This window comes from Cnuella takakiae (assembly GCF_001953305.1).
In the GTDB taxonomy this organism is placed as follows: Bacteria; Bacteroidota; Bacteroidia; order Chitinophagales; family Chitinophagaceae; genus Flavisolibacter; species Flavisolibacter takakiae.
Window position 1 is genome coordinate 2,104,571 of sequence record NZ_MTFE01000010.1, and the last position, 15,493, is coordinate 2,120,063.

At 50.6% G+C, this 15,493-nt stretch carries 13 protein-coding genes; 10 read left to right on the top strand and 3 right to left on the bottom strand.

Annotation, left to right across the window (positions count from 1 at the left end; all coding sequences use genetic code 11):
* From BUE76_RS09270 to BUE76_RS09285, 3 genes are all read right to left on the bottom strand, one after another.
* Positions 1-557: UbiX family flavin prenyltransferase (locus tag BUE76_RS09270; protein WP_143313436.1), on the bottom strand; the 557-nt coding region annotated here is incomplete at its 3' end.
* Positions 558-875: 318 nt separating this feature from the next.
* Positions 876-3,044: a S9 family peptidase gene (locus BUE76_RS09280; protein WP_073042370.1), complete on the bottom strand. Its 2,169-nt coding sequence runs from the start codon at positions 3,042-3,044 to the stop codon at positions 876-878.
* Between the two features lie 390 nt (positions 3,045-3,434).
* Positions 3,435-3,833: a hypothetical protein gene (locus tag BUE76_RS09285; protein WP_143157280.1), complete on the bottom strand. Its 399-nt coding sequence runs from the start codon at positions 3,831-3,833 to the stop codon at positions 3,435-3,437.
* A 376-nt stretch (positions 3,834-4,209) separates the two neighbouring features.
* Here BUE76_RS09285 and BUE76_RS09290 point away from each other — a divergent pair, with 376 nt between their 5' ends.
* From BUE76_RS09290 to BUE76_RS09340, 10 genes are all read left to right on the top strand, one after another.
* Positions 4,210-6,660: a heavy metal translocating P-type ATPase gene (locus BUE76_RS09290; protein WP_083596468.1), complete on the top strand. Its 2,451-nt coding sequence runs from the start codon at positions 4,210-4,212 to the stop codon at positions 6,658-6,660.
* 388 nt (positions 6,661-7,048) lie between these two features.
* A complete protein-coding gene (ccoS, locus tag BUE76_RS09300) occupies positions 7,049-7,213 on the top strand; it encodes a cbb3-type cytochrome oxidase assembly protein CcoS (protein ID WP_073042365.1) in 165 nt (54 codons plus the stop codon).
* A 41-nt stretch (positions 7,214-7,254) separates the two neighbouring features.
* Positions 7,255-9,447: a cytochrome-c oxidase, cbb3-type subunit I gene (gene ccoN / locus BUE76_RS09305; RefSeq protein ID WP_083596467.1), complete on the top strand. Its 2,193-nt coding sequence runs from the start codon at positions 7,255-7,257 to the stop codon at positions 9,445-9,447.
* A gap of 128 nt (positions 9,448-9,575) precedes the next feature.
* The gene (locus tag BUE76_RS09310; RefSeq protein WP_073042363.1) at positions 9,576-9,773 is read left to right on the top strand and encodes a hypothetical protein; all 198 of its coding nucleotides are present in this window, start codon (positions 9,576-9,578) and stop codon (positions 9,771-9,773) included.
* A 15-nt stretch (positions 9,774-9,788) separates the two neighbouring features.
* Positions 9,789-10,688, top strand: a complete 900-nt coding sequence (locus tag BUE76_RS09315) for a cbb3-type cytochrome c oxidase N-terminal domain-containing protein (RefSeq protein WP_083596466.1) — start codon at positions 9,789-9,791, stop codon at positions 10,686-10,688.
* A 361-nt stretch (positions 10,689-11,049) separates the two neighbouring features.
* Positions 11,050-11,352 carry a GIY-YIG nuclease family protein gene (locus BUE76_RS09320; protein ID WP_073042361.1) on the top strand — a complete coding sequence of 101 codons (303 nt, stop codon included), beginning with the start codon at positions 11,050-11,052 and terminating at the stop codon, positions 11,350-11,352.
* A gap of 431 nt (positions 11,353-11,783) precedes the next feature.
* Positions 11,784-13,220 (top strand): cytochrome c oxidase accessory protein CcoG, encoded by a 1,437-nt coding sequence (ccoG, locus tag BUE76_RS09325; RefSeq protein ID WP_073042359.1) that lies wholly within the window; start codon positions 11,784-11,786, stop codon positions 13,218-13,220.
* Positions 13,221-13,432: 212 nt separating this feature from the next.
* Positions 13,433-13,873, top strand: a complete 441-nt coding sequence (locus BUE76_RS09330) for a FixH family protein (RefSeq protein ID WP_073042357.1) — start codon at positions 13,433-13,435, stop codon at positions 13,871-13,873.
* The gene (locus BUE76_RS09335; protein ID WP_073042355.1) at positions 13,873-14,187 is read left to right on the top strand and encodes a hypothetical protein; all 315 of its coding nucleotides are present in this window, start codon (positions 13,873-13,875) and stop codon (positions 14,185-14,187) included. The genes BUE76_RS09330 and BUE76_RS09335 overlap by 1 nt, the downstream gene beginning before the upstream one ends.
* 83 nt (positions 14,188-14,270) lie before the next feature.
* Entirely contained in the window at positions 14,271-14,987 is a 717-nt protein-coding gene (locus tag BUE76_RS09340) for a sulfite exporter TauE/SafE family protein (RefSeq protein WP_073042354.1), read from the top strand.
* Positions 14,988-15,493 lie beyond the last annotated feature (506 nt).

Consider the following 15,493-nt stretch of genomic DNA (forward strand, 5'->3'; position numbering starts at 1 on the left):
GTTCCCCAACGGTAACTCTGATGCTGCAATCCAACCAGGTCAATCACCCGGTTTACTACCGTCATGGCCGCTTCTTCAATGGTTTTCGGCTTATTGTAAAACGAAGGCGTTGCGGGGCAAATGATGCCACCAGCCAGCGTCACCGTTTCCATATTGCGGATATGCACCAGGTTGTACGGCGTTTCGCGTACCACGAGGATCAGCTTCTTTCTTTCCTTCAGCATCACATCGGCGCTACGGGTTGTAAGATCATTGGAGATACCTCCAGCAATACGCCCCAGCGTACCCATTGAGCAGGGTACTACAATCAATGCATCGTACTGCGCTGAGCCCGAAGCAAAGGGCGCCAGGAAATCGTTGGTGTCGAAATAGCGGAAAGGAAAGTTTTGGTAAGATTCATCGCCCAACTCTGTTTGCCATACAAAACCTGCATTGCTGCTCATCACGATGCTCACCTCCTGTAGCTGTTCCTGCAACTGCACCAGTTTTTCCAACAACAGCTTCGCATAGATCGATCCACTGGCACCGGTGATGGCTACGGCGATTTTCTTTTTCATAGTAGTGGTTAAAAGTACAAACGGCGGGGGGAATGGTTGGCTTTGTTTCACGCACGACGCAGCGGAGCCACGGCGCAACGGGGTTTCACGCAAAGGCGCTAAGGAGCAAAGACGCAAAATGAGGTGGCTCGCAAAGGCGCGAAGACGCAAAGAAAAAATTCAAACCTTAATTGAGAAGAGTATTTCAATTCCTATCGTTGCGCCGTTGCTCCGCCGCGTCGTTGCGTGAAACACCCTTTGCGTCTTTGCTCCTTAGCGCCTTTGCGAGCAATTCCCTTTGCGTGACAATAAAAAAGCCTCCCGGAGGAGGCTCTTTATTTAGAAGCTTTTCTTTTCGCTTTGTACCGGCACCGATACCCCCACCGGGCTGGGGTTATCGCGCAGGTTCTCGTAGATCCAGTTGGTCATCTTGTTCCAAAGGTGGAAGGAGGTATTGTCCGCCATTCCGGAGATGCCGTGGTTCTTATTGGGATAGTATGCACTTTCAAAATCAATGTTCGACTTCACCAGCGAAGTAATCATCTGGGCGGCATTCTGGAAATGCACGTTGTCATCGGCTGTGCCGTGCACAATCAGGTATTTGCCTTTGATGAGGTGGGTAAAGTTGACAGGAGCTGTTTCGGCGTAGCCGGCAGCATTTTCCTGCGGTGTACGCATAAAGCGCTCGGTGTAGATATTGTCGTAAAATTTCCAGTTGGTAACAGGAGCAACGGCTACAGCTGCCTTGAACACATCGGCGCCCTTGGTGATGGCCATGGAGCTCATAAAACCACCGAAGCTCCAGCCCCAGTGACCGATGCGGTTGGCATCCACAAAAGGCTGTTTGGCCAGGTAGCGGGCGGCATCCATCTGGTCTTCAATTTCCATCTGGCCGAGGCGCAGGTAGGTCTTCTTCTTGAACTCCTCGCCCCGGAAGCCAGTACCGGTATTATCTACGCTCACCACAATCACGCCATTCTGTGCCAGCATCTGGTGCCACATGGAGGCGGCACCAAAGCGGTTGGCCACCTGCTGCGAGCCGGGGCCTCCGTAGTTGCAAAAGAGGATTGGGTATTTTTTATTGGGGTCAAAGTCGGCGGGTTTCAGCATCCAACCATTCAGCGTATCACCCTTGGTATTGGGTACGCGGATGAATTCCACCTTACCCATGGCGTATTCGGAAAGCAAGGACTTCAGCTTTTTGTTCTCACCTGCTACCTTATTCTGCACTGCCACAATGCTGTTACCACTTTTTTTCAGGTCGTAAAGGGTCGTCGTTTGCGGGGTGTTGATGTTGGAGTAGTAGTCGTAGAACTGGGTAAAATCATTGTTGAGCTCCACGCGGTGCCAGCCGGTGCCATTGGTCAGCTGGGTTGTTTTCTTACCATCAAAGTCCGTAACAAAGAGGTTGCGGTCCATGGGGGTAGGGTAGGCAACGGTATAATACACCAGGCGGGTCGCCTCATCTACGCCGTTTACCTCGGCAATATCGTATTTGCCCTTCGTGAGCTGAATTTTGGATTTGCCGTCGATGCTGTGGCGATACAACTGGTAATAGCCGTCCTTCTCCGAACCAAAGAGGATGTTTTTGCCATCTTTTAAAAACCACCAGTCATCGTTGATGTCCACATAATACTTGTTGGTTTCTTCATACAGGGGCTTGCTGGCGCCGGTAGCGGCTTCGGTGAGCAGGAGCTTCAGGTTGTTCTGGAGGCGGTTCATCCAGTACACCACCAGCTTGCTGTCGTCCTGTGTCCACTTGATGCGGGGGATGTAGATATCGCCCTGCTGGAACTGTGCAGGCACCTGCTTGCCGGAAGCCACATCGTAGATATGGATGCTTACGTTGCTGTTGGCTTCACCTGCCTTGGGGTATTTGTAGCGGTAATCCTTATTATTGATGCTGTCGTAAATGGTCATGTTGAACTCCTTTACGCCGCTCTCGTCAAACTTGTAATAGGCGATGTAGTTGCCTTTGGGGCTCCACTGGTAAGCCTGGCTGAAGGAGAATTCTTCTTCGTATACCCAGTCGGCATTGCCGTTGATGATGAAGTTCCACTTGCCATCGGTGGTGATGGGGGTGGTTTTGGCAGAGGCGATGTCGTACACGTACAGGTTGTTGTCGAGTACATAAGCCACCTTGGTGCCATCGGGTGAAAAGCTGGGATGGAGCACCTTGCCTTCGTTGAGGCGGATGGATTTTTTAGTTGCTACATCATAGAGGTAAGCCGTGCTTTTGGAAGAGCGGCGGTAAATGGGTTCGCGGCCCGTGAAAAATAAGATGCGCTTCTTATCGGCGCTGGCAGCATAATCCTGGGTATTGATGGCTTTGCCCCCTTCGTCTTTAACGTCTTTGGCATCAAAGAGGGTTTCGGCAGGAGGCTCAAAACCCTGAACAAACTCGGGGCGAAAGGTGCCTTTTTTGTAAATGTCTTCGAGGGTGATCTTCTTGTTTTGTGCCAGCGTAAACAGCGGCACGAAGAAAAGGAGCATCCAGATGCTTCTCATGTGCTGGGAAAAATTTTGTGAGGGCTAAATGTAGGAAAAAGAGGGGGGATTGGGGGATGGTGATTGGTTATTTGTGATTAGTGATTAGTGATTGGGTATTGGGTATTGGGTATTGGGTATTGGGTATTGGGTATTGGAATTTTACAAGGTACATAATCAATGCACATTGCAGGTGCAACACCAAACACCAATACTGCCGGAAGTCGTATAAAAGCTGGTTCGTGTTTATTGCTTGCACGTTCACTCGAAGCGGTTTAGACAAATGCTTTACCCTTCCGCCCATTTTACCATTCCTCGCACCTGGTTCCTGCCAATCATTTAAAATCATAAAAGTCTGGGGTCCAGTGTTCCTATCAATCCTTCTAAAATCCTGCAAATCACCGGTTCCTATTACTTGTTCTGGACTACCCTCCCCAACAATTTCTGGGCTCTTTCCGATAATGGCTGTACATAGCTGTCATCGTCGTGGGCGTAGGTGATATAGTTGCAATTGCCTTCCGATTTGCCGGGTGTAACAGCAAAAGGCGCCTCTAATAAAACAGTGCTGTCCTGGCGAAACCGGAGCAGTCCCAGAGCGGAACAGGTATCTTTTACATCATTCGTTTTACCATTTACCTGGCTACGCAGGATGTCAATACCTGTACTGTCCTGTGTGTCAAAGTACAGGGTATCTCCGCCATTATATACCAGGATGTCCACCCGGTTGGTTGTATTCAGAAACTTGTTGTAATTGTTGGGCTGCGTACAGGCAACAGCCAGCAGTAAAACGGCGGCGGCAAATGGTTTCATGTTGTGGTTGAAGGTTTGGCTGCTAAACTTACAAAAGCCGGGCCCGGCGTGCAAGTAGGGTTGCTTGCAACTATATTTCACGCAAAGGTGCCAAGGAGCAAAGAAGCAAAGTTTATTTGCTCGCAACGACGCAACGGAGCCACGGTGCAACGAATAAATAGAGAAAACTTATTGGCTTTTCGTTCCATGTTTTACTCAACATGTAATCCATCTCTGCGCCTTTGCTCCTTAGCGCCTTTGCGTGAAACATCCGTGGCTCCGTTGCTTCGTTGCGTAAACCCTGACGAGGGTCACGCCCCACTTTGACACACCTCAGCTTTCCCCAACCCACTCCCCCGGACTTTTGTAGCCATTGAAACGACCAATCCTCCCCAACATGGAAGTACTAACCCCCATACCGCCTAAAAAGGCAGCACCCGCCCAGCCCAGGCAGGCTACTACCTGCTACCACTGTGGTGAAGCCTGCGATCAGGCCATCCCCGAAGATGACCATTTCTTCTGCTGCAAAGGCTGCAAGTTCGTGTACAGCCTGCTCAAGGAAAACGGGATGTGCAACTACTATGAGCTGAGCAACACGCCGGGTATTAAGGTAAAAGGCAGGTTCTCTTCCGACCGCTTTGCTTACCTCGACAACGAAGAGGTGGTAAACAAACTCCTCAGCTTTACCGATGGAAAGGTGAGCCATGTAAACCTCTACCTGCCACAGATGCACTGTGCATCCTGCATCTGGCTGCTGGAAAACCTCCATGCCATTCAGCCTGGCATCCTGCAAAGCACCACCAACTTCGGACAGAAAGAAATCTTCATTGCCTACGACCCTGCCCAAACCTCCCTGCGCAAAGTGGTGGAGCTGCTGGCCTTCGTAGGTTATGAGCCTTATATCACGTTTAACGACGGTGAGCAAAAGCAACCCAAGAAGATCACCCGCAAGCAGTTTTACAAGATTGGTATTGCCGGTTTTGCCTTCAGCCAGATCATGATGATGTCCTTTCCCGAGTACTTTGCTTCGGGGCAGATTAGCGAGGCTTACCTACAGCGCATCTTTTCCTGGCTCAACCTGGTGCTGGCCCTGCCGGTTTTCTTTTATAGCGCTTCCGACTTCTTTGTATCCGCATATAAAGGCCTGCGGCAAAACTGGCTTAATATCGATGCACCCATTGCGCTTTCCATCGTAATGACCTTCAGCCGGAGCGTGTACGAGGTAGTGAGCGGTACCGGCCCGGGCTATTTCGATTCCATGTCGGGCATCGTGTTCTTTATGCTGGTGGGCCGGTGGTTCCAGAACAAAACCCACGATGCATTCTCCTTTGACCGCGACTATAAATCTTATTTCCCGCTGGGCGTAACCCGCATGGGTGAGGATGGGGGAGAGGAGGCAATCTCAATTTCCAATATCAAGGCCGGCGACCGCATCCTGGTACGCCACAACGAAATGGTTCCCGCCGACGGCATCATCCGCAATGGCGAGGGCAGCATCGACTACAGCTTTGTGTCGGGCGAGAACACGCCGGTGCATAAGCGGAAGGGCGAGCTGGTGTATGCCGGTGCCCGCCAATTGGGCGGCAGCCTGGAGCTGGAAGTGGTGAAAGCCGTTTCGCAGAGCTATATCACCCAACTGTGGAACAACAACGAAGGCATGGGAGCGGAGAAGAACAGGGACAAATCCTTTATCCATCCCTGGAGCCGCTATTTTACTGCAGCACTTTTTACCATCGCTGCAAGTGCCGGTATTTACTGGGCCATTGTAAACCCGGCCAATATCCTTCCTGCTGTCACTGCAGCACTGATCGTAGCCTGCCCTTGCTCGTTGCTCCTGTCAGCCACCTTTACGTTTGGCAACATGATGCGCATCTTTGGCAAACACAAGATGTACCTCAAAAATGCATCGGTAATAGAGGGCCTTTCAAGGGTAAACCATATTGTTTTTGATAAAACTGGTACCCTTACCCATACCACCAAGGCACAGGTAAAATTCATTGGGCTCGCCCTCGGCCAGTACGAAAACAGCCTGGTGTACAGCGTTGCCAAACAAAGTGCGCATCCCCTGAGCCGCCTGTTGGCTGCCTACCTGCTGGATGCGAACGCAAAGCCGTTGCCCGTTGCTGGTTTCCAGGAACTGGCAGGCAAGGGCGCTGAAGCCACCATCAATGGTGAACTCGTTCGCATCGGTTCTGCAGCCTTTGTTACCGGCACGGCCATGGAAAAGAAAGGTACCGGCCCTGAAGTGTATGTATCTATTGGTGGCAAACTGAAAGGACATTTTGCCATAGCCAACAGTTACCGCGAGGGCGTGAAAGCCATGGTTGCCGACCTGGAGAAAAAGGGCTATCAATTGCACCTGCTTTCCGGCGATAATGCATCTGAAAAAAGCAATCTCCAGCAAATCTTTGGCACCGATACACCCATGCACTTCGGGCAAAGCCCACAAAGCAAGCTGGAATACATTGCCCTTTTGCAACAGGAACCACAGGCTCGCGTACTGATGCTGGGTGATGGCCTCAACGATGCCGGTGCCCTCCGCCAGAGTGATGTGGGCGTGGCTGTGAGCGAGAACACCAGCCAGTTTACCCCGGCTTCCGATGCCATTTTGGATAGTGCCAATGTGGGCAAGCTCCACCAGTTGCTCTCCTTTGCCAAAGCAGGTAAAAAGATTGTAACTGGCTCATTTATCCTGTCGATTCTCTACAACTGTGTGGGTTTAAGTTTTGCCACCACAGCCAATCTCTCGCCCATGGTAGCGGCCATCCTGATGCCTGCAAGCTCTATATCGATCATCGTGTTCACGGCGCTGGCTGCGGCAGTAGCGGCCAGGCGGCGGGGGCTTTGAGTTTCACGCAAAGGCGCGGCGGAGCCACGGCGAAACGAGGATGTTTTCATTTAAGCGCCGTGCAAAGAAGGAATGTCATGCCGAACTTGTTTCGGCATCTCCTGCTTGATTCGTAAACTCCGAGATAAGAAGGGGATGCCGAAACAAGTTCGGCCTGACAAACCTCCGGCCTTTACCAAATCCTGCCATTTGAAATATTCTTTGCGTCTTTGCTCCTCCGCGCCTTTGCGTGAAAAACTCTGTGCGCCGTTGCTCCGTTGCGCCGTTGCGGGAAACAAACCGCGTGAAAAACAACCCCTCCCGTGACCAGCTTCACCCATTTGTCTGACAATCGTCAGGTGCTGCCCACCCCCTCCAAAATACTTTTGATCCATCAAATAAATCAGCCATGAGCGCACTGGTAGTTCTAATCGTAGTCAGCATGATCGTCGCAGGAGGCTTCCTGGGGCTGTTCATCTTCTCGGTGAAAAAAGGCCAGTACGACGACGATTACACCCCCTCCGTACGGATGCTGTTCGACGACGGCGTTACCAATACAGACAAGCAACCGTAATCCAATCTATACCAAGCAACAAGCACAAAGCACTTCAAAGCATGGAAACAATCAAACAAGGAAGTTTCGCCAAAGAGGTTCTGCAGCGGCCCCACACCGAAGGCAGGCGCGAGACATTTTATTACGACAACGCCATCGTGCGCAACTTCGCCGCGGCAACGGTCATCTGGGGCGTGGTGGGCATGCTGGCCGGTTTGTGGGCAGCCCTTCAACTGGTGCTCCCCGAAAGCCTGAACATCGGCCCCTGGTTCAACTTCGGCCGCCTGCGCCCGCTGCACACCAACGCCGTGATCTTCGCCTTCGTAGGCAATGGTATTTTCATGGGTTATTACTACTCTATCCAACGCCTGCTGAAAACCCGTATGTGGAGCGACCTGATGGGCAAGATCCACTTCTGGGGCTGGCAGGCCATCATCGTAGCCGCCGCCATCACCCTGCCGTTAGGTTTTACTACTTCTAAAGAGTACGCCGAGCTGGAATGGCCCATCGACATCGCCATTACCCTCATCTGGGTTGTATTTGGCTGGAACATGTTTGCCACCATCCTCAAGCGCCGCGAACGCCACCTCTATGTAGCCATCTGGTTTTACATTGCCACTTTTGTTACGGTTGCGGTACTGCACATCGTGAACTCGCTGGCGATCCCCGTAAGCTTCTTCAAAAGCTACTCCGCATTTGCCGGTGTGCAGGACGCGCTGGTGCAGTGGTGGTATGGTCACAACGCAGTAGCGTTTTTCCTCACCACACCTTACCTGGGCCTGATGTATTACTTCCTGCCCAAGGCTGCTAACCGCCCTGTATATTCTTACAAGCTTTCCATCATCCACTTCTGGTCCTTGATCTTTATCTATATCTGGGCCGGACCGCACCACCTGCTGTATACTGCACTGCCCAACTGGGCGCAGTCGCTGGGTATCGTGTTCTCCTTTACCCTCATCTTCCCTTCATGGGGTGGTATGATCAACGGCCTGCTTACGCTGCGTGGTGCCTGGGATAAAGTGCGTGAAGACGTGATCCTGAAGTTTATGGTGGTAGCGGTTACCTGCTACGGTATGGCCACCTTCGAAGGGCCCATGCTGTCGCTGAAAAACATCAACGCCATCTCGCACTTCACAGACTGGACCATTGCCCACGTACACGTAGGCGGCCTTGGCTGGAACGGCTTCCTCACCTTTGGTATCCTGTACTGGCTGGTACCCAAGATCTTCCGCACCGAGCTGTACTCGAAGAAGCTGGCCAACGTACATTTCTGGATCGGCACACTGGGTATCCTGTTCTATGCCATCCCCATGTATATCGCAGGCTTTATGCAGGCCTCCATGTGGAAGCAGTTTACCCCCAGCGGACAGCTGAAATACCAGTTCCTCGATACTGTAACCTTTATGAAGCCCTTCTACGCCACACGTGGCCTGGGTGGTGCGCTCTTCGTTGCCGGTGCCATCATCATGATGTACAACCTGTGGAAGACCGCCAAGCAAGGCAAACTGCTGGCCAACGAACAGGCTGAAGCGCCTGCCCTTGAAAAATATACTGCCCACAAAGGCGAGCATTGGCACCGTTGGGTAGAGCGCAAACCTACACCCATGCTGGTGGCTACCCTCATCGTGATCCTGATTGGTGGTGCTGTGGAAATGATCCCCACCTTCTTGGTGAAGTCAAACGTTCCCACCATCGCAAGCGTGAAGCCTTACACTCCGTTGGAACTGCAGGGTCGTGATATCTATGTACGCGAAGGTTGCTATACCTGTCATTCGCAGATGATCCGTCCGTTCCGTTCCGAAACCGAGCGGTACGGCGAATACTCCAAAGCCGGTGAGTTTGTGTACGACTTCCCGTTCCAGTGGGGCTCCAAGCGCACCGGTCCCGACCTGGCACGTGAAGGCGCCGGCAACAACCGCAAGAGCAATACCTGGCACTACAATCACCTCGATGATCCGCAGGCCATCTCAACCGGTTCCATTATGCCCGCTTACTCCTTCCTGATCGACGCCAGGCTGGATACCGCCAGCACACCAGGTAAGATTAAAGCGATGCAAACCCTGGGAGTGCCTTATGCCAAAGGCTTCGAACTGGAGGCCAATAAGGACCTGATGAAGCAGGCAAATGAAATCGCCAGCGATCTGAAGAAAAACAACATCAACGTTCCTGCCGACCGTGAAGTACTGGCCGTAATTGCCTACCTCCAGCGTCTGGGTACTGATATTGGCAATAATAAAACAGCGCAATTGAAATAGTGAAATGGATTGGGATTATTGATTATTGGATTATTAATTATTACTGCCTCAGTGTACACCCAATAATAAATAATGAATAATCAATAATCCTAATCACCAATACCCAATCACCAATCACCTCTCTCACCATGCTCAAATACATCAAAGGATACGCTGCTTCCATTGAAGGCATCGACGTTTACCCGATGATCTCGCTGATGATCTTCTTCCTCTTTTTCGTAGGCGTACTGTACTACGTGAAGAAGATGGACAAGGGTTTTGTATCGGATATGAACAGCTTGCCGCTTGAAGGTGGCGAAGTAGCCAACACAAACGCACATTCCTAAACCGCCTGAACAATCATGAGAACTGTAAATAAATCATTCATTGCCTTTGCCGCCGTGCTGATGAGTACACCCGCCTGGGCACAGGAGGCCGCTGGTGAAGCTGCCGATGCCGCAAAAAAGACCACCGAGTCCCTTGGCGCCGACCTCTTGTTTTGGAGCGTGGCATTTGCACTGCTCTTCCTGGTATTCTTTATGTTTACCGCTGTAATGCGTGCATCATCCATTGGTGCCGCAGAAGAAGCGGGTTTTGAAAACGAAGGCTGGTGGGCCCGGTTCGACCGGAAGTTTTTTACCAGGGCAATCCCGGTTGAAAAAGAAAAGGACCACCTGCTCGATCACAATTACGATGGCATACAGGAACTGGACAACTCGCTGCCACCCTGGTGGAAGGCCGGTTTTTACATCACTGTTGTATTTGCCGTAGTGTACCTGCTGCGTTTCCATGTATTGGGTATGGGCCCCGACCCCGAGCAGGAATACCAGACCGAAATGAAAATGGCCGCTGTTCAGATCGAAGAATACCTGGCCACATCAGGTGAGAAGATCGACGAGAAAAGCGTGACCATGGCCGATGCTGCCGGTATTGCCGAAGGCGCCAAGATCTTTGCCCAAAGCTGCCTGGCCTGTCATGGTGCCAAAGGCGAAGGTGGTGTAGGTCCCAACCTCACCGACAAGTTCTGGCTCCATGGAGGTGCAGTAAATGATGTATTCAAAACCATCAAATACGGTGTACCTGAAAAAGGCATGCAGGCATGGGAGAAAATGTTCTCACCCACACAACTGAAGAACCTGGCTTCTTATGTGAAGAGCCTGCAGGGTACCAACCCTCCGAATGGCAAGGCACCGCAGGGTGAGGAGTACAACGAAGCAGCTCCTGCTGCAAAAGCCGACAGTACTGCTGTGGCAATGAAATAGTAAAGGATCTTTAAACCAAGAAGCCACAAAGGCTTGGAGGTTCACAGAAAAAGTAAGGCCCGGATGTATGTGCGTCCGGGCTTTTTGTCGTATTAAATACATTTAAGGCAAAGCGTCATTGCGAGGCGCATCAGCTTCACTGTAATAACGAAGGCTTGCGCGCCGAAGCAATCTCCTGCCGCGGTAAAACACCGATAGGCCGGCACTTTCAGCAAGGTATGGGGCATGCTGCAACGTACATCTATTATTCATTATTGCCCCTTACATTGACAAACCATCACGTTTGCCATAGTATCAAAACAGCGGTATTGCAGGCATGGGATGTTTGTATTAATTTATTTCCAGCCAAACCCCTCAAGCCATGATCAAACAAGGCTGGGTATACATCCTTTCCTATACGCACCACACTGTATTGTACACTGGCGTTACCAGCAACCTACGGCAGCGCATGGAGCAGCATCGAAGCCATTTGTATCCGTATTCTTTTACTGCCCGGTACAACTGCACCAAGCTCGTTTATTACTGCAAGTATGCCGATATACTGGAAGCGATTTGTGAGGAGAAAAGAATAAAGGGAGGTAGCAGGAAAGCAAAAGAGCTGCTGATAAACATTAATAATCCAAAGTGGGTTGATTTATGGGAATTGCGTTTGAACAATCTTTAATACCAGAATAGTGAAGCAGAGTAATCGATGTCATAATTTTTCGATTGAACGATGTGTAAAAACGCATACTGTTGATTCCTGCTTCCTGGTTACTCCTTTTGCCTCCTCAATGCGAAGCGCCCGTAATGGCTGGTTTTACGCAACAGTTTGCGGCGCTGAAGCAAAATCCAATTACTGCGGGTTAACACTTGTGCAGGTTTAGGGTACTACAGCGGCTGGAGATTGCTTCGGCGCGCAAGATGGCTCCGTCTACAGTGAAACTGATGCGCCTCGCAATGACGGGACTTCCTCGGTTACTTCAGCCAGTGTGGGTAAAGGAAGTATACCCTTACCAAAATCATCTTTTCTCCTCCACCTAATTGACGCTTGTCACCTCCAGCCCTTTTACCCCTTCGTTCCTTTGTAGCCTGGTATTTAGCCAACGAAAACCCATGTACAACCACATTCCCGATAGCAAACAAAAGGCAGAAGAAAAGAAGGTCTATATCGACCAGGCCTTCCGTGATACCATTGCTACCGTTAACAAGGAAGGCAAACGCAACTTCCTCAACCCCAAGAAGCCCAAAGGAAAACTGTATAACCAGCGCACCATCGCTACCCTGGTATACCTCGTTGTGTTCTTTGGTTTGCCCTGGATAAAAGTGAATGGTTCGCCGCTTTTCCTTTTTAACGTTATGGAGCGTAAGTTCATTTTCTTTGGACAAATCTTCTGGCCACAGGACTTCTTCATCTTCGCCATTGGCTTCCTCACCTTCATGGTGTTCGTCATCGTGTTTACGGTGGTGTTTGGCCGGGTGTGGTGCGGGTGGGCCTGTCCGCAAACAGTGTTCATGGAGATGGTCTTCCGCAAGATCGAGTACTGGCTCGATGGCGACCAGGCAGCACAGCGACGACTGAAGGAAATGCCACTGAACGCCTACAAGTTCCGCAAGCGGGCTGTGAAGGTGGCGGTGTTCTTTGCCATCTCTTTCCTTATTGCGAATGTTGCTTTAGCCTATATCATCAGCATGGACCAGGTGCTGCTGATGATCCATGAAGGCATCGGTGCAAACAAAGGCACTTTTGCTGCCTTGCTGGGTTTTACTTCGGTATTCTTCTTTGTGTTCTACTGGTTTCGCGAGCAGGCCTGTATCGTGGTATGTCCCTATGGTCGCCTGCAGGGCGTGCTGCTTGATCGTAAGACCATGGTAGTAGCCTACGACTATGTACGTGGCGAACCCCGCGGCAAACTCAAGAAGGCGGCAGCTGTTGAAGACAAAGGCGACTGTATTGATTGTATGGCTTGTGTGCATGTTTGTCCTACCGGGATCGATATCCGCAACGGTACCCAATTGGAGTGCGTGAACTGCACGGCCTGTATTGATGCCTGCAATGCTATCATGGAGCGGATCAACAAGCCCCTGGGCCTGATCCGTTATGATTCGGAAGAAAACATAGCGGAAAAGAAACGTACCAAGTTCAACGGCCGCCTTGCAGCATACAGTGCAGTGTTGGTAGGTTTGATAGGTGTGCTGGCCTTCCTGCTCATCACCCGCGATGATGTAGATGCAACCGTGCTGCGTACACCGGGACAAATCTTCCAACAGCAACCCGATGGCCGCATCTCCAACCTTTATACCATCAAGCTGGCAAACAAGACCCGCAAAGACCTGCCTGTAACCCTAAAGATCGAGAACCTGCAGGGTGAAGTTCAGGTGATTGGCAAACCCATTCTCGTGCCCGGCGAAAGCTATTACCAAACACCCTTTTTTGTAAAGGTGAACAAGGAACAAATAGCCCGCCGCAAAACCGAAATGGTGATCGGTGTATACGAAGGCGGGGAAAAAATCAAAACAGCGAAGACGACGTTTATGGGGCCGGGGTTTTAATTCAGTTGCCACAAAGACGCAAAGGCACGAAGTAACACCAAGACTAAAAAGAGGGAGCAAGTTCTTCCTCTTTTTCTTTGTGCTCCTACCTGTCTTAGTGTCTTTGTGGCAAAAAAAGCAGCTGATAAAAATCACCTCTAGCCTTCACTCCGCTCACCCGTCCTGCTTCCGGCTTGCTTCACCTTTGTATGGAAACGTAAAACCACTCCATCATGAAGATAAGCTGGGGCTATAAGATCGCTGGCGTGTACCTGCTCTTTGTGGCGGGCATGCTTACCCTGGTGTACCGGGCTGTTAACGAGGACTACGACCTGGTAACCGAAGACTACTACGGTGCCGAAGTAAAATACCAAACCGTTATTGACCAGAAGAGCCGCGTGGCTGCATTATCAGCACCGCCCAGGGTAACTGTTGAAGGCCGCAAGCTGATTGTGCAACTCCCCGCCGAGTTCAACGGCAAGGCCACTACAGGCGAGCTCTATCTCTATTGTCCTGCCGACGATGGCAATGACCTGCGCCGCAACTTCACGGTTTCCAATGCCGCTTTTGCCTTGCCTTTACCTGAAACCATCAAGGGTTTATTTGAAGTAAAATTGAGCTGGCAACAGGGCGGACAAACCTATTTCCACGAACAAAAAGAATTCTTCAACTGATGAACGCACTATTGCTTCCCGCACGCCTCCGTTGGCTTTCGCTGGCGGCACTGGCTGTTGGTTTTGCCTTGTATTTTGCTACAGACTTTTCCCTTGGCGGCTCTTCGCCTCTTGCGCTGCTGCTAGCCATTGGAAGCGGCTGGCTGCTCCGTATCAAAGAACCCATCGGCGGCAACCTGCTGGTAGGCTTTGGCGGTGCCGCATTGCTGGTTTTTCCTTTCCTGTATGAAGCACCGTATTGGTACAGCCTGCTGGCTTTGCCAATGGCGGTAGATGGTGGCCAGGGGTTGTGGCACTGGTGGAATGAAGGTTGATTATTTATTACTGATTATTGATTATTGGTTTGCTTCATCAAGGGAAGTAATCAATAATGAATAGTCAATACTCAAAGCATAGAATGACGCTTTCAGAAACAATAACCACCGCTTTCCTCATGGGTGCCGTTGGCAGCCTCCACTGCGTGGGGATGTGCGGCCCGTTAGCGCTGGCATTACCGCTGGGCCACCGCAGTAACAGCGGCAGGGTAGTAGGTGGCGTGTTGTACAACCTGGGCCGCATCACTACTTATAGTCTTTTGGGATTGGTATTGGGATTAGCTGGGCAAACCTTTATGTCTGGTAAAGTCCAGCAAGTGTTTTCCATGGTACTTGGTGCAGGTATCTTGTTGTACCTGTTGTTGCCAGTGAAATTAAAAGCTACTTCGGCGGTTTCGTCTGCTGCCAACAAACCTTTTATACAATTGCGGCAAGCACTTGCTTCCCTGTTCCGTTCCAAAGCCTATACCTCGCATTACCTCGTTGGTGTGCTCAATGGCCTGCTGCCTTGCGGGCTTATTTATATGGCTGTGACTACGTCTTTTCTTACCGGCAGCGCTATCAAAGGCAGCCTGTTTATGGCCTCCTTTGGACTGGGTACCTTTCCTGCTATGCTGGCTGTAGTATTCTTTGGCAACCTGGCCAACCAACAGGTGCGGTTGCAACTGCGGAAAGCGGTTCCTGTATTCCTGGGTATGATGGGTGTGCTACTGATCCTGCGCGGGATGAACCTTGGGATTCCGTTTGTAAGCCCTGAGTTGCCGGACTTGGCTAAGGCAGATCCGGTGAGCTGCCACTAAGGGGATATGCGTTGGCCTTTTGTTGATTTGCTTAGTTTTTACATTTATTAAGCAAACAAGATTGAAGTTAAATCGGCATGCCTGCCTGTGCTTATCATAGCTGGTAAGTCAATGGATGGCAGTATTGAACACCTGCAATTGTTATGCAGCCTTTCCGGGAAGCTTTGCTGTTGCTGTCATGCTTTTTGAAACCATCTTGTTGATCCTGTTAGTACTGGAGTTTATTTCTCCTTTTACTTTATTGTAATTTCTGATACTTTTTACTCAGACATTTCACCTCATCGAATTCCTTTCATTGTTGCAGGTATTGATTTTTTACAAGGGTAGTAAAGTTTTTGGCTAACAAACGGAAGGAAAAAAAGTGTATTGCTTCCTCATTAGACTTTGGTCCTTTACACATTTCCATGTTCGCACCTGCCTGCAGCTGGCAAACATCAGTTAATACCTATCATAAGAATAAGGCAAGGGAAATGTTAAGCCAGTACCCTTTGGTTGTGGAAAGGAAA

Coding starts and splice junctions, on each gene's coding strand:
- ccoG (WP_073042359.1), top strand. CDS start 11,784: ATGTACAACCACATTCCCGATAGCAAACAAAAGGCAGAAGAAAAGAAG.
- BUE76_RS09320 (WP_073042361.1), top strand. CDS start 11,050: ATGATCAAACAAGGCTGGGTATACATCCTTTCCTATACGCACCACACT.
- BUE76_RS09290 (WP_083596468.1), top strand. CDS start 4,210: ATGGAAGTACTAACCCCCATACCGCCTAAAAAGGCAGCACCCGCCCAG.
- BUE76_RS09340 (WP_073042354.1), top strand. CDS start 14,271: ATGACGCTTTCAGAAACAATAACCACCGCTTTCCTCATGGGTGCCGTT.
- ccoN (WP_083596467.1), top strand. CDS start 7,255: ATGGAAACAATCAAACAAGGAAGTTTCGCCAAAGAGGTTCTGCAGCGG.
- BUE76_RS09335 (WP_073042355.1), top strand. CDS start 13,873: ATGAACGCACTATTGCTTCCCGCACGCCTCCGTTGGCTTTCGCTGGCG.
- BUE76_RS09285 (WP_143157280.1), bottom strand. CDS start 3,833: ATGAAACCATTTGCCGCCGCCGTTTTACTGCTGGCTGTTGCCTGTACG.
- BUE76_RS09330 (WP_073042357.1), top strand. CDS start 13,433: ATGAAGATAAGCTGGGGCTATAAGATCGCTGGCGTGTACCTGCTCTTT.
- ccoS (WP_073042365.1), top strand. CDS start 7,049: ATGAGCGCACTGGTAGTTCTAATCGTAGTCAGCATGATCGTCGCAGGA.
- BUE76_RS09310 (WP_073042363.1), top strand. CDS start 9,576: ATGCTCAAATACATCAAAGGATACGCTGCTTCCATTGAAGGCATCGAC.
- BUE76_RS09315 (WP_083596466.1), top strand. CDS start 9,789: ATGAGAACTGTAAATAAATCATTCATTGCCTTTGCCGCCGTGCTGATG.
- BUE76_RS09280 (WP_073042370.1), bottom strand. CDS start 3,044: ATGAGAAGCATCTGGATGCTCCTTTTCTTCGTGCCGCTGTTTACGCTG.